The 14,365-nt window shown below is 66.6% G+C and carries 14 protein-coding genes; 5 read left to right on the top strand and 9 right to left on the bottom strand.

Annotated elements, in window-relative coordinates; genetic code table 11:
• Positions 1–47 precede the first annotated feature (47 nt).
• From EOD43_RS14755 to EOD43_RS14735, 5 genes are all read right to left on the bottom strand, one after another.
• Positions 48–1,397, bottom strand: coding sequence for an ammonium transporter (locus tag EOD43_RS14755; RefSeq protein ID WP_127744816.1), 1,350 nt, complete (start codon positions 1,395–1,397; stop codon positions 48–50).
• Positions 1,398–1,410: 13 nt separating this feature from the next.
• Complete coding sequence (locus EOD43_RS14750; RefSeq protein ID WP_127744815.1) at positions 1,411–1,749, bottom strand: P-II family nitrogen regulator; 339 nt, start codon at positions 1,747–1,749, stop codon at positions 1,411–1,413.
• A gap of 279 nt (positions 1,750–2,028) precedes the next feature.
• On the bottom strand, positions 2,029–2,856 hold the full coding sequence (locus EOD43_RS14745; RefSeq protein WP_127744814.1) for a patatin-like phospholipase family protein: 828 nt from the start codon (positions 2,854–2,856) through the stop codon (positions 2,029–2,031).
• Between the two features lie 117 nt (positions 2,857–2,973).
• Positions 2,974–4,404, bottom strand: coding sequence for a metalloprotease TldD (tldD, locus tag EOD43_RS14740; RefSeq protein ID WP_127744813.1), 1,431 nt, complete (start codon positions 4,402–4,404; stop codon positions 2,974–2,976).
• A gap of 19 nt (positions 4,405–4,423) precedes the next feature.
• Positions 4,424–4,636: a zinc-finger domain-containing protein gene (locus EOD43_RS14735; protein WP_127744812.1), complete on the bottom strand. Its 213-nt coding sequence runs from the start codon at positions 4,634–4,636 to the stop codon at positions 4,424–4,426.
• 224 nt (positions 4,637–4,860) lie between these two features.
• Between EOD43_RS14735 and EOD43_RS14730 the strand changes: the two genes are divergently transcribed.
• From EOD43_RS14730 to nadB, 3 genes are all read left to right on the top strand, one after another.
• Positions 4,861–5,769, top strand: coding sequence for an SPOR domain-containing protein (locus EOD43_RS14730; RefSeq protein ID WP_127744811.1), 909 nt, complete (start codon positions 4,861–4,863; stop codon positions 5,767–5,769).
• Positions 5,770–5,955: 186 nt separating this feature from the next.
• Positions 5,956–6,879, top strand: coding sequence for an ABC transporter ATP-binding protein (locus EOD43_RS14725; protein WP_127744810.1), 924 nt, complete (start codon positions 5,956–5,958; stop codon positions 6,877–6,879).
• A gap of 26 nt (positions 6,880–6,905) precedes the next feature.
• Entirely contained in the window at positions 6,906–8,492 is a 1,587-nt protein-coding gene (nadB, locus tag EOD43_RS14720) for an L-aspartate oxidase (RefSeq protein ID WP_127744809.1), read from the top strand.
• A 7-nt stretch (positions 8,493–8,499) separates the two neighbouring features.
• Here the strand turns inward: nadB and EOD43_RS14715 are convergent, their stop codons facing one another.
• Positions 8,500–9,933 (bottom strand): MFS transporter, encoded by a 1,434-nt coding sequence (locus EOD43_RS14715; protein WP_127744808.1) that lies wholly within the window; start codon positions 9,931–9,933, stop codon positions 8,500–8,502.
• 149 nt (positions 9,934–10,082) lie between these two features.
• Here EOD43_RS14715 and EOD43_RS14710 point away from each other — a divergent pair, with 149 nt between their 5' ends.
• Entirely contained in the window at positions 10,083–10,730 is a 648-nt protein-coding gene (locus EOD43_RS14710) for an OmpA family protein (RefSeq protein ID WP_127744807.1), read from the top strand.
• On the opposite strand, the gene EOD43_RS14705 is transcribed toward EOD43_RS14710, so the two are convergent.
• Positions 10,727–11,929, bottom strand: a complete 1,203-nt coding sequence (locus EOD43_RS14705; RefSeq protein WP_127744806.1) for a phospholipase D-like domain-containing protein — start codon at positions 11,927–11,929, stop codon at positions 10,727–10,729. The genes EOD43_RS14710 and EOD43_RS14705 overlap by 4 nt on opposite strands.
• 151 nt (positions 11,930–12,080) lie before the next feature.
• Between EOD43_RS14705 and nhaA the strand changes: the two genes are divergently transcribed.
• A complete protein-coding gene (nhaA, locus tag EOD43_RS14700; RefSeq protein WP_127744805.1) occupies positions 12,081–13,241 on the top strand; it encodes a Na+/H+ antiporter NhaA in 1,161 nt (386 codons plus the stop codon).
• Between the two features lie 7 nt (positions 13,242–13,248).
• Here nhaA and EOD43_RS14695 read toward each other — a convergent pair whose 3' ends face one another.
• Positions 13,249–13,770 (bottom strand): YceD family protein, encoded by a 522-nt coding sequence (locus tag EOD43_RS14695; protein ID WP_127744804.1) that lies wholly within the window; start codon positions 13,768–13,770, stop codon positions 13,249–13,251.
• Positions 13,767–14,291 (bottom strand): ubiquinol-cytochrome C chaperone family protein, encoded by a 525-nt coding sequence (locus EOD43_RS14690; protein WP_240653252.1) that lies wholly within the window; start codon positions 14,289–14,291, stop codon positions 13,767–13,769. The genes EOD43_RS14695 and EOD43_RS14690 overlap by 4 nt, the downstream gene beginning before the upstream one ends.
• Positions 14,292–14,365: the final 74 nt, after the last annotated feature.

The raw sequence follows: 14,365 nt of genomic DNA, 5'->3' as shown, positions 1-14,365 counted from the left end.
AGGAGGAACGTCTGGAGGGGCCGCCGCTTCGGGCGGCCCCAATTCGATTAAGAGTTGTAGGCGCGCTCGCCATGCTCGCCGAGATCGAGGCCTTCGACCTCGACTTCGGGGCTGACGCGCAGGCCGGTGACCAGCTTGGCGATGAAGATCGCGATGGCGGTGCCGATCGCGGCCCACACGATGGTGGCGACAACCGCGAGAACCTGGGTGACCAGCTGACCGCCCATATCGAAGTCCGCACCACCCGGGCCACCGAGCGACGGGGCATAGACGATGCCGGTGCCGATCGCGCCGATCATGCCGCCGATGCCGTGGATGCCGAAGGCGTCGAGCGAGTCGTCATAGCCGAGCGCCGGCTTCACCTTCGCAACGAAGATGTAGCAGACCAGCGAGGCGACGGCGCCGAGCACGATCGCACCGAACGGACCCGAGTTACCGGCCGCAGGCGTGACGGCGACGAGGCCGGCGATGACGCCCGAGCAGAAGCCCAGGGCCGACGGCTTGTGGCCGAACAGCTTTTCGACGACCAGCCAGGCCAGAGCGGCCGAGGCGGTGGCGACGAAGGTGTTGATCATCGCAAGCGCGGCCGAGCCGTTCGCTTCGAGCGCCGAGCCGGCGTTGAAGCCGAACCAGCCCACCCACAGCAGGCCGGTGCCGACGAAGGTCAGCGTCAGCGAGTGCGGCGCCATGACTTCCTTCGGATAGCCGATGCGCTTGCCCAGCATGATGCAGGCGACCAGCGCCGAGACGCCGGCGTTGATGTGCACCACGGTACCGCCCGCGAAATCCAGCGCGCCCATTTCGAAGAACAGGCCGCCGGCCGCCCACACCATGTGCGCGACGGGGAAGTAAACGATGGTGAGCCAGATCAGGGCGAAGACGAGCACCGCCGAGAACTTGATGCGCTCAACCACCGAACCGAGGACCAGCGCGACCGTGATCGCGGCGAAGGTCATCTGGAAGGCGATGAACACATATTCGGGGATCACGACGCCGTCGGTGAAGGTGGCGCCGGTGCTGTCCGGGGTAACGCCCGCCAGGAACAGCTTGTCGAAGTTCGAGATGAAGGGCTTAAGCGATTCCGAAGCATCGGGGCCGAAGGCCATCGTGTAGCCGTAGATGACCCAGATGATCATCGCGAGCGCAGCCGCGCCGCCGATCTGCGTCATCACCGAAAGCATGTTCTTCGAGCGCGCGAGGCCGCCGTAGAACAGCTGCAGGCCCGGCAGGATCATCGCGAGAACGAGGACGGTCGAGACCATCATCCAGGCGGTATCGCCCTTGTTCGGCACCGGCGCGGCGGCTTCGGCAGCCTCCTGTGCCCAGGCGGGCATCGCCGTCAGCGCGGTCACGGCAAGGGTGCCGAGTCCCGTCGCAATCTTGTTGGACAGTTTCATCTTTCCCCCTTCCTTAGAGCGCGACGTCGTCGGTCTCGCCGGTGCGGATGCGCACGGCCTGAGCGATGTCGAGAACGAAGATCTTGCCGTCGCCGATCGCGCCGGTGTTCGCCGACTGCTGCACCGCCTCCACGACGCGCGCGGCCAGATCGTCGGTCGTCGCGACCTCGATCTTGATTTTCGGCACCATGTTCGTGCTGTACTCGGCCCCACGGTAGATTTCCGTCTGACCCTTCTGCCGCCCGAAGCCCTTGACCTCGGTCACGGTCATGCCCTGCACGCCCAGGCCCGAGAGAGCTTCACGCACCTCGTCCAGCTTGAACGGCTTGATGATGGCAATGACGAGTTTCATTCCGCCTCCCTCTTTTCAGCCCGACGTTGCCTCGCAACAACCGTGCCAATTGAGGGAGTCCTTGATTCCGCTGACTCCGGACTGTCACAAATGAGGCAGCGTCGGCCGCAGAAGCGCGCGCTTCTGCCCGAAAGTTAATCCCTGCCTGTTTTTTGTGCACAATATCGCTGCACCGCAGCGCGCGATTATGGTCAGGATGAACGTTGGATGTTCCGATCGGTTCCCGCAAAGGGAGCCCGTCACTTCGTTCGCGTGGCGGACAAACCCGCCAGCACGCGATCAGACGCGCGGTTTAACCCGCCGTGCGGCGAGATCGAGGATCGCGGGCAGCGCCTCGATCACCGATTGGCGCCCGATTTCGATCAGCGAGTCCGCCTTGGTGAAATCGTGGATATCGACATGCCCGACCGGCAAGGTGAGCGCGAGATCGGGCGGATCGATCGCGAGCGAGGCGCGCGCCAGTTCGGACATCAGCAGCATCGTCGACGCGCGCACCACCGCCATCGTCGAATGCGCGCCAGCCGGCTTTTCGCGGATCACCGAGACGCGCTTGCGGCCCAGATAATCGCCCTGCAGGTTGACCGAGACGACCGGCATGCCCGGCGCGATCGTGCGTGCCGCCGAAACGGGCACCGGCGCCACCACCCCGCCATCCACCAGTACGCGCCCGTCGGTGCGCACCGGGCGGAACAGGCCGGGGATCGCCATCGACGCCATGATCGATGGGACGACGAAGCCGCGATCGGCGATCACCGCCTCACCCGTCGTCAGATCGGCGGCGACCGTGGCGGCGGGCATCCACAAATCCTGAAAGCGCATCTCGCCGAAATGGAGCTGCAATTCACGCTGGATCGTCCGCCCGCCCAGCAACGCGCCCGGCTTCATATGCAGATCGAGGAAGGAGAGGATGCGCAGCCAGCCGGCGGTGCGCGCAATATGCTCCAGCGTATCAAGCCGCCGCGCCGCGAAACTCACCGCCGCGAGCGCCCCGATCGAGGTGCCTGCGACCCCGCCGACATCGACCCCCGCCTCTTCCAGCCCGCGCAGCACGCCGATATGCGCCCAGCCGAGCGCCGCGCCTCCGCCGAGGGCAAGTGCTATCGGCATGACGACGTCATATCCCCACTCCGCTCGTGTCGAGCGAAGTCGAGACACGTTCCCCAACGCCCAGCCAACATGTCTCGACTTCGCTCGACATGAGCGGGGTTAGGGGACATCGCTGCCTCAGGCCGCCGTTCCGCCGACCGTCAGGCCGGAGATCAGCACGGTCGGCTGCCCGACACCGGCCGGCACCGATTGCCCGCCCTTGCCGCAGATGCCGATGCCTTCGTCGAGCGCCATGTCGTTGCCGATCGCGGTCACCTTCGTCAGCACCGACGGGCCATCGCCTATCAGGGTCGCGCCCTTGATCGGCACGGTCAGCTTGCCATTCTCGATCTTGTACGCCTCGGTGCAGCTGAACACGAACTTGCCGCTGGTGATGTCGACCTGCCCGCCACCGAAGCTCTTGGCATAAATGCCGTTCTTCGCCCGCGCGATGATCTCGCCCGGATCGTCGTTTCCGCCATACATGAAGGTGTTGGTCATGCGCGGCATCGGCGCGTGGGCATAGCTTTCGCGCCGGCCGTTGCCGGTGGGATCGACGCCCATCAGGCGGGCATTGAGCCGATCCTGGATATAGCCCTTCAAGATGCCGTCCTCGATCAGGACGTTGCACTGGCTGGGCGTGCCTTCATCGTCGATCGTGATCGAACCGCGCCGCCCCTCGATCGAACCATCGTCGACCACGGTGACGCCCGGCGCCGCGACCCGCTCGCCGATCCGCCCCGAAAAGGCCGAGCTGCCCTTGCGGTTGAAATCGCCTTCAAGGCCATGCCCAATGGCTTCGTGCAGCAGCACGCCGGGCCAGCCGGGGCCGCACACCACGGTCATCTCGCCCGCGGGCGCGGCGACCGAATCCAGATTGACGATCGCCTGCTTGAGCGCCTCGTCGATCGCGCGGTTCCACGTCGCCGGCTCGAACAGCCGATCGTAGAGATAACGGCCGCCAAGCCCGAAGAAGCCGGTCTCGCGCCGCCCATTCTGTTCGACCACGATCGAGACGTTGAGGCGGACGAGCGGGCGCACGTCGAACGCGGTAAAGCCGTCGGGGCGCACGATCTCGACCACGCTCCACGATCCCGACAGACCCACCGTCACCTGCTGGACGCGCGGATCGCGCGCGCGCGCAGCGGCGTCGACCTGCTGGCACAGCTCGACCTTCTTGGCGAAGGGGATCAGGCCCAGCGGATCCTCGCCCGTATAAAGGCTGCTGTTGGTCCGGCGCGGCGGCGCGGCGCGGGCGCCCTTGGCGGGATCGAGCAGGGTCATCGTCTCGCCCGCGCGCAGGATCGCGGCTTCGCTCAGTTCGTTGGCGTGCGCAAAGGCGGTCGTCTCACCGGAGATACCGCGCAGGCCGAAGCCCGCCTGCGTGTTGAAGTCCGCAGTCTTGAGCCGCCCGTCGTCGAAGCCGAAGCTCTCCGACGCCATATATTGCAGGTAGAGTTCGCCATCGTCGCAGTTCTTGAGCGTCTGCGCGGTCAGGCGGAGCGCAGCGTCGGGATCGAGCGCGTCGCGATAGAGGAAGCGGCGGGGATCGGCGGTGGTGATGCTCATGTCCGCCGATATAGGCCGATCAGTGGTGTTCGCCAGCCCCGGCGCCCGCCGCGAGCACGAAACGGCGATCGCAATAGCCGCAATCGGCAAAACCGATGTCGCGATCGATCTCGATGAACACGCGCGGATGGCCGAGCGAGGCGCCGCCCGGAATGTCGCTCGCCCCGTCGCACGCGACACGGGTCGAGTTCACGGTGATGGTTTCGGGCGCATTGGCGGGCTGGCTGCTCATGCCGCGCGGATTAGCAAGGCTTGTGCGCCGCCGCAACGGCCTGTCCCGAGTCGGACTCGGATCGGCGCAACCGTTCGCCGCGTCCCTCGACACTCTCTACCCGCTCGTGTCGAGCGAAGTCGAGACACGTTGGCACACGAGACCGTGTCTCGACGACGTTCATCCTGAGCGACGCCGCAGGCGGCGTCGAAGGGCTCGACACGAACGGAGTTGGGGAGAAGAGGGTGAAAAGGTCCGCTGTCGCATTTCTGATCGTCGCGATCGGCCTCGCCGCCTGCGCAAAAAAGAAGCAGGCGCCCGCACCGACGCCACCGCCGGCCCCAGCACCCGCCGCGCGCCCACTCCCTCCGGGCGGCGCCCCGCCCAGCTTCAAGCTGCCCAAGTCCGACGGCAAGGGCGGCTGGGAAACGCCCAACAGCGACATCACCGAAGCCGAGGCGATCTGGCACCTGCGCTCCGCACTCAACGTCGCGGCGCTCGCCTGCGACCGAACCGGATCGAAGGGGATCGTCGCCGGCTACAACAAGCTGCTCGCGGCGCAGAAGACGGCCTTCGCGAAAGGCTATGCTGCCGAGGGCGCGCGCCACGGCAAGGGCACCCCACTCGATCGCCACGTCACCAGCGTCTATAATTATTTCGCGCAGCCGCCCGCACAGGCCGGCTTCTGCCCGGTCGCGGCGGACGTGCTCAAGGAAGCGGCAACCGTCACCCCTGCCGCCTTCCCGGCCTACGCGCCCCCGGCACTCGCCAAACTCGAAGCCCCCTTCACCGCCTTCTACACCGCCTTCGCCGCCTATCAGGTCGAACTGGCCGCATGGGAGAAAGGCGGCGGATCGAAGATGGCGGCGGCCGAACCGATGCGCGCGATGCGGACGGCCGCGCCAGCCGGCCCGCCCTGGCGCATCCAGCTTGGCGCCTATTCGGGCGACAAGGCCGCGCGCGAGGCGTGGGGCCGGATCAGCAAGCGCATGTCCCGAGCCGCCGATTTCGAGCCACGCTACGAACCCGTCCCCGGCAAGAAACTCGTCCGCGTCCAGATCGGCCCCGTCACCGACCGCGACGAAGCCATCGCCCTGTGCGCCGCCGCCTCCGCCGCCGCGCTCGACTGCTTCCCGGTGGCGCCGCGCCCTTAACGCCCCTCCCTATAAGGGAGGGGTAGGGGGTGGGTGGCGTAGCCGAGGGCTCGAAGCCCGAAGGCGAAGCTTTACCGGACGAGCGAGGATGCTCGCGACTTCGTCGCTCGCACCCACCCCCAACCCCCTCCCTAGGCAGGGAGGGGGCTTCCTTGCCGCACGCCCACCCCCTATACCGCCAGCGCAATGACCGACGCAGCCATCAGCATCCGGGGCCTTTCCAAGATCTACAAGGGCGGCAAGCAGGCGCTCCACGGGATCGACCTCGATATTCCCCGCGGCCAGATTTTCGGCCTGCTCGGCCCGAACGGCGCCGGCAAATCGACCACGATCAACATCCTTGCGGGGCTGGTGAACAAGAGCGCGGGCGAGGTCTCCATCTGGGGCTTCGACATCGATCGCGATCCGCGCAACGCCAAGGCGTCGATCGGCATCGTGCCGCAGGAGATCGTGTTCGATCCCTTCTTCACCCCGCGCGAGACGCTGGAGAACCAGGCGGGCTTTTACGGCGTGCCCCCGGCGAAGCGCCGGACGATGGAGCTGCTCGGCAAGGTCCACCTGACCGACAAGGCCGATGCCTATGCGCGGTCGCTGTCGGGCGGCATGAAGCGCCGGCTGCTCGTGGCCAAGGCGATGGTCCATTCGCCGCCAGTCCTCGTCCTCGATGAGCCGACCGCGGGCGTCGATGTCGAGCTTCGCCAGCAATTGTGGGATTATGTGCGCGAACTGAACGCGCAGGGCGTCACGATCGTGCTGACCACCCACTATCTCGAGGAAGCCGAGGAATTGTGCGATCGCATCGCGATCATCAACCACGGCCGCCTGATCACCAACGAACCGACCCGCGATCTCGTGGGCCGCGCGCAGGAAAAGGCGGTCGAGGTGACGGTCGACCGCGATCTGGACGCCGCGCCCGACGCCGCCTGCTTCGACAAGATCGAGCTGAAGGGCAGCCGCACGCTCGTCATCACCTACGACAAGAGCAAGGTGAATGCGGGCGAAGTCCTCGCCGCCGTCCAGAAGGACGGGCTCGGCATCGTCGACGTCTCGACCCGCGAAGCGGACCTCGAAGACGTGTTCCTGAGTTTGACGCGCTCGGCCAACGGCTGATCCGTCGGGCTGAAAAGAGGAAGCCCGTGGCCGCATACGCTTTCGACGTCGTCATCATCGGATCGGGCGCGGCCGGGCTTACCGCCGCGCTCAACCTTGCCGAACATTATAAGGTCGGGGTGCTCGCCAAGGCGGGGATTTCCGAAAGCTCGACCGCGCAGGCGCAGGGCGGGATCGCCGCCGTGCTGGAGGCGGGCGACACGTTCGAAAGCCATGTCGACGACACGATCGTCGCGGGCGCGGGGCTGAACGATCGCAAGACGGTCGAGTTCGTGGTCGAACATGCGCCGCTGGCGGTCGAAAAGCTGGTCAAGTTGGGCGTGCCCTTCAATCTGGGCGACGACGCCAAGCTGCATCTGACGCGCGAGGGCGGACACAGCCACCGCCGCATCGTCCACGTCAACGACGCGACCGGCCATGCGGTGCAGGTGGCGCTGGAGGCCGCGGCGGTCGCGCATCCCAACATCACCCTGTTCCCCGATCGCGCCGCGATCGACCTGATCACCGGGCGGCATGGGGAGAAATATTCGGGCGATGGCCATGTCTGGGGCGTCTATGCGGTCGATCGCGCGACGGGGACGATCGAGAGTTTCACCGGCCGTGCGACGATCCTCGCGACCGGCGGCGCCAGCCGCGCCTATCTGTTTTCCACGTCCCCGCGCGGCGCGACCGGGGACGGGATCGCGATGGCGTGGCGTGCGGGCTGCCGTGTCTCCAACATGGAGTTCATGCAGTTCCACCCGACCTGCCTCTACAACCTGGACGTCAAGAACTTCCTGATCACCGAGGCGATGCGGGGAGAGGGCGGGCAGCTGAAGCTTCCCACCAACGGCCGGCGCTTCATGCCGCGTTTCGACAAGCGCGCCGAACTGGCCCCGCGTGACATCGTCGCCCGCGCGATCGACCATGAGATCAAGCGGCTCGGCCTCGATTATGTGCACCTCGACATCAGCCACAAGCCGGCCGAGTTCGTGATGGAGCATTTCCCGACGATCTACGCCCGCCTGCTGCCGCTGGGCATCGACATCACCACGTCGCCGATCCCGATCGTGCCCGCCGCGCACTATACCTGCGGCGGCGTGCTGATCGATCTCGACGGGCGCACCGACCTGCCCGGCCTCTATGCGGCGGGCGAAGTCACCCAGTCAGGCCTGCACGGTGCGAACCGTCTCGCGTCCAACTCGCTGCTCGAATGCTTCGTGTTCGGCGATGCGGCGGCCGAGCATATCAAAGCGAACTTCGCAGATATGCCCCCGCCCCCGCCGATCCGGCCGTGGGACGAAAGCCGCGTGACGGACTCCGATGAAGAGGTGATCGTCCAGCATAACTGGCGCGAGATCCGCCGCTTCATGTGGGACTATGTCGGCATCGTCCGCACCACCAAGCGGCTGGAGCGCGCGGCGCACCGCGTGGCGCTGCTGCGGCAGGAAGTGGCCGACTATTACGGCAACTTCCGCGTGACGCCCGACCTGATCGAGCTGCGCAATCTGGTCGACGTCGCCGACCTGATCGTGCGCTCCGCGCTCCACCGCAAGGAGAGCCGCGGCCTGCACTATACGCTCGACTTCCCCGACACGCTCGACGAGGCGAAGGACACGATCCTGGTACCCTAAACGCGCCTTAATCGTCCTGCCACGACAGCGGGCGGGCGACCTCTTCGAGCGGGCGTCGCTCGCTGTCTATGCCGAGCCGCCAGGCCGCAGCACCCGCCAGCGCCATCAGCCCGCCCGCGAACAGATAGCCGCCCATCACCGCACCCCTCGATCCGCTTTCGACCAGCAGGCCGAACGCCCACGGCGCGACGACACCGCCGATCCCGGTGCCGAGCGCATAGAAGATGGCGATGGTCAGCGCCCGAGTTTCCAATGGGAAACTTTCGGCGACCGTCAGATAGGCCGAGCTTGCCGCCGCCGACGCGAAGAAGAAGGTGATGCTCCAACACAGGGTCTGGGTGGTCGCATCGAGCATGCCTTCGCGGAACAGCCAGCCGGTCAGCGCGAGCAGCAGCGCCGACATCGCATAGGTGAAGGCGATCATCCGCCGCCGCCCGATCGTGTCGAACAAGCGCCCGAGCAGCAGCGGCCCCGCGACATTGCCCGCCGCAAAAGGCAGCACGTACCAGCCGACCGCATCGGCGCGCACGCCGTAAAAGTCGGTCAGCATCATCGCATAGGTAAAGAAGATCGCATTATAGCAGAAGGCCTGCGCCGCCATCAGGACCAGCCCCAGCACCGCGCGCCGCGGATAGGTGCGCACGATCACCGCGAACACCTCACTCAGCGGCGTATGGCTGCGCGCGAGCAGGCGGGCGCGCGGCGCGGAGCCGGTGGGCACCTCCGATCGCCGCTCGATCTCCGCCACGATCCGTTCGGCCTCCTCCGCCCGGCCATGAACGATCAGCCAGCGGGGGCTTTCGGGAATGAAGCGGCGCAGGAACAGGATCACGATCCCGATCGCAGCCCCTAGAAAGAAGGCGATCCGCCAGCCAAGATCGGGATCGAACAAGGCCGGGTCGAGCAGGATGATGCTCCCCATCCCCGCAATCGCAGCACCGACCCAGAAACTGCCGTTGATCGCCAGATCGGTCCAGCCGCGCCGCCGCGCGGGGATGAGTTCCTGAATCGCCGAATTGATCGCGCTATATTCGCCACCGATCCCCGCGCCGGTGATGAAACGCAGCAACGCAAAGCTGGACAGATCCCAGGCAAAGGCGGTCGCCGCCGTCGCAGTGAAGTAAACCGCCAGCGTGATCGAAAAGAGCCGCTTGCGCCCCAGCCGATCGGTGAGCCAGCCGAAGAACAAGGCGCCCAGCACCGCGCCCGCCAGATAGGCGCTGTTGGCGAAGCCCACATCCGCCGCCGAAAACCGCAAGGTCGGGCTATGCCGCAACGCGCCCGCGACCGATCCGGTCAACGTCACTTCGAGGCCGTCGAGGATCCAGGTGATCCCCAACGCCACCACCACCAGCCAATGAAAACGGCCCCAGGGCAGCCGATCGAGCCGGGCGGGCACGTCCGTTTCGACGATCGTCGCGGGGGCGGTGCGGCGGAGCATCGATAGCCTAACCGTCTGCCCGCCATGCTGTTCCGCCTGTGCGCTACGGCACAGATTGTCTTACCCTCGACTCGCTATTGCTCTCGCCGCAACTTGAGAAGCATAGTATTCGTAGCTTTCGGGGTGCCGTGAACAGGAGGGTTGTTGCCGTGCGTATCAAGCTACAAGCGACGCTGGTTCTTATCGCTTTCGCCGCCGCGCCGCTGGGTGCGCAGCAGGCGCAGTACAGCGTCGAGGACATTCAGAAGTCTTTCGCGGTCGATTGCTCGTCGGTCGATCCGGCCAACCCGCCCGCCGAATGCGCCGATGAAGCCACCCCCGCCAAGGGCCCGCGCACCAGCGCGACGCGCGGCTTTTCGGTCGGCCGCACCAATAACAAGGGCGTCGGCGTGACGCCGGGCGGCGGTTCGCCCGCCGCACAGCCGGTCAAGAAGGCCTATGCCCCGCCGAAGCCCTTGCCGCCGGCGCGCAAGGATCTGCTGATCACCTTCGAAAATGCCTCGTCGGCGCTGACGCCGCAGGCGATCGCCAACATCCGCGTCTTCGCCAAGGCGCTGCAGACGCCGGCATTGTCGAGCATGCGCTTCGCGATCGACGGGCACACCAATGCCGTCGGCAATCGCGACTATAATGTCCAGCTGTCGAAGGAACGTGCGCAGGCCGTCGCCTCGCTGCTGGGCGATCTGGGCGTCGCGCCGTCGCGACTCGAAGTGAATGGCTGGGGCTTCGACAAGCCGGCCAATGCTTCCGATCCTGCCGGCGCCGGCAACCGCCGCGTCGAGGCGCGTCGCCTTTAAGGGTTAACGGGGCGGGTCGTCGCGGCCCGCCCCGCATAATTGCCGCTGATCTCCGTCTCGATCTCGGCAAGGCGGCCCAGCAATGTCAGCGCGAGTTGCGGATCGCGTGACGCCATCAGCACCTCGTCGTTCAACAGCCGCGAATTGCGGTTGTAGTTCAGGCTGCCCGTATAGCTGGTGAAGCCGCCGTCGCGTTCGACAACGATGAACTTGGCGTGCATCGGCAGTGCTTCCGGATGGCGATAGCGGCGGATATGGACGCCCGCCGCGCTCAGCCGGCGCACCGAAACCTCCGGCACCCGCCGTTCGGTATCGTGGACGACCAGCAGGATTTCCGCCCCGCGCTTCGCGGCCCGCGCGAGCCGGCCGACCATGTCGCCTTTCAGATGCGAAATCGCCGCCCACAGGCGATCGCCGCGATCGAGCCGGTCGACCTCATCCTCGACAATGTCGGCGCGCAGGCGCGGGTAGAAATAGAGCGCGGTGTCGCGATCGCGATAGATGCGGTTTTCATGCGCGTCGAACCGGTCGATCGTGCCGCCGCGCGCGCCCAGCAGCTTCACCTGATCGATCAGCGTGTCGACCAGTCCGGGGCTGATCACGTCGATCAGCATATTGTGGCCGCGATCCTGATCGCCAATCTCGTCGAGCGTCGCCTTGTCGGTGCCTTCGTCGCCCGACGGGTTGAACGATCCGATCATCGCGACGCGCCCGGCCGGGCTGTCGAACGCATAGATTTTGGTGTGGAGCTTGCCGCTCAGTTGATCGAACGGCTCGATCGGCTCGGGCCGGACGACCAGCCCCTTGCCCAGCCTGCGCAGGATCGCGAGCGCGGCGTCGTTCGCGGTTTCCAGCCGGGGATCGCCATCGACGACCAGCAGCACATGCACCCCGCGCCGCTGCGCCGCGACCAGCGCGCGCGCCAGATCGCGGTCGCGGAAATAATAGGTCGCCCAGTATATCGATCCGCCGGCGGGCACCGCCGCGATCCGCCGGGCGAGCAGATTGCTGAGCGCGCCGACCGGCTTGTCCGGCCCGCCGAAATGCACCGCCCCAACCCGATCCGCACCGCCGCGATCGACGTTCACCACCGGTTCGGCACTGGCGATCCACAGCACGAACGTCGTCCAGACGATGAAGATCAAGGCGGTCAGGATGGCCGATATCAGAACCGCCCGGCCGATCATCCGCTTACGCACGCAACATTCCCCATAGGACGGTGCAAATCGCTATGTCCTGCCGGCTGTCCTGTCCATTAACTCTTTGATCCCATCGGATTCGCGGCGAAAATCGACCACCGGAGGACCGACTTTTGTTGTCCCCTGCGCCCCCGCTGGTTAGGTCGGTCGCATGCAGATGCGTCCCATTTCCGCGATCCGCCATTTTTTGCACACCGAAGCGGCCGGCGGCATCGTCCTGATCCTGTCGGCGGCGGCCGCGATGATCGTCGCGAACAGCCCGCTGGCCGATTCCTATTTCCACCTGCTCCATGCCAAGGCGGGGCCGTTGTCGGTCCATCACTGGATCAACGATGCGGCGATGGCGCTGTTCTTCCTGCTGGTCGGGCTGGAGATCAAACGCGAGTTCCTCGACGGGCATCTGTCGCAATGGTCCGATCGCATTCTGCCCTTCGTCGCGGCGGGGGCGGGGATGATCGTGCCCGCGCTCGTCTATCTGGGCATTGCGGGGTTCGACGGCGGCGCGGCGCGCGGCTGGGCGATCCCGTCCGCCACCGACATCGCTTTCGCGATCGGGGTGCTGGCGCTGCTGGGCAGCCGCGCGCCCGCGTCGCTCAAGCTGTTCCTGACGACGGTGGCGATCGTCGACGATATGGGCGCGGTAGCGATCATCGCAATCGCCTATACGCCCAGCATCAGCGGCCCCGCCTTGCTTGCTGCCGCGATCTGCCTGGCCGCGATGTGGGGATTGAACCGGATCGGCGTGACGCGGCTATGGCCCTATGCGCTGCTCGCCGTGCCGCTGTGGATCGCGACCTATATGTCCGGCGTGCATGCGACAATCGCGGGGGTGGCCGCCGCGCTCACCATCCCGCTGACGCCATCGCCGGCTGCGCCCGAAGATGCGGCATCGCCGCTCCACCGGCTCGAACATGCGCTGCATCCGTGGGTCGCCTTCGCGATCGTTCCGCTGTTCGGCTTCGCCAATGCCGGCGTCGCACTGGGCGGGATCGGATGGGCGCAGGTCTTCGCGCCGTTGCCCGTCGCGGTGGCGCTGGGCCTGTTCCTGGGCAAGCAGATCGGCATCTTCGCCAGCGTCCGCACCGCCGTCGCGCTCGGCTGGGCCGGGCGGCCGGGCGGCGCGAGCTGGACGCAGGTTTATGGCGTCGCCCTGCTGTGCGGGATCGGCTTTACGATGAGCCTGTTCATCGGCGGCCTCGCCTTCAGCGATCCGATCCTGATCGACGAGGTCAAGATCGGCGTGCTGGCCGGATCGATCCTGTCGGCGATCACCGGCTTTGCCGTCCTGCGACTGGCGCGGGCGCCTGACTGAGTTCCCGCTAGCCCAGCTTGTCCTTCAGCGCCTTGAGCGCTGCGAACGGCCCGGTCTCGCCTTCGCCCAACACACCCGCCGCCTTCAGCACCTCATCGGCGTCCGGCGCGCGGGGGAAGGGGTCGAGCGCGAGCGCCATCGTCTCGGCAACCGCTTCGCCCAGATCGATCGCGCCGCCTTCATATTCGACGATGTCGCAATCGGACTCGCTCAGCTCGATCTCCTCGTCGGCCGTGCCATTGCCGACAGCGGCGACGAATTTCAGCACGAACGGCTCGTTGACCGTCGCAGGGATCGGCGCACCGCTCGCGACGCAGGCCTGGACGACCGCGGCATCGATCGTCCCTTCGGCGGTGATGACGCCGGCCTTAGCGCTGATCGACGCTTTGGCGACCAGCCGATCGACCGAGATCAGGCCGAAGCGGCCCGCCAGCTTCGCGCGCTCGCTTTCGTCGGCTTCGATCGCGACATCGCGCGCGCCTTCGCCCAGCGTGTCGATCCGGTAGGTTCGGGAGAATTCGGGGGTCATGCGGTCGGCAGTCCCTGCGCGCGCAACGTCGGCCAGTCGGTTTCGGCCAGCCGCGCGGCGAGCGCGAGCATCGCTTCGGCGACCATCGCCGGCTTCGCATCCGGCCCCGGCTCACCCCGCCACAGATTGCGGATCAGCGCGGGTTCCAGCCCCTCGTCCGAACTCATCGCCTCGCGATAGGCGGTCAGCCGGCCGCCGACGGCCGAGATCATCCGGCCGATCTGCTTGCCCACCACGACATCGCCGATGCCGATCTGGCGCAGTTGCCCGTCCATATCGTCGATGAAGATTTCGGTGAGGCGCGCGACCGGCTCCAGCCCCGGATTGCCTTCGGCCTCCAGCCGGATCAGCAACAGCGACAGCACCGCCGCAATCATGTCGAACCGGCCGTCGAGCGTATCGGGCACGCCGGCCTCGGCATACCACCACGGCTGACGCGCGGTCTGCACCACCGAATTGTAGAGCGGGATGAACTGCGTTCGCGGGTCACGCCGCGTCAGCAGCTTCTTCACCAGATTCACCGGGATCGTCCTTCTTATTCTCTGCCGTGCGCGGCCATCTTGCCACGCCCTATCGGCGCAGCATATTGAGGCGC

This window comes from Sphingomonas crocodyli, from assembly GCF_004005865.1.
Lineage (GTDB): Bacteria > Pseudomonadota > Alphaproteobacteria > Sphingomonadales > Sphingomonadaceae > Rhizorhabdus > Rhizorhabdus crocodyli.
This window is presented reverse-complemented; position numbering and strand designations above follow the sequence as displayed.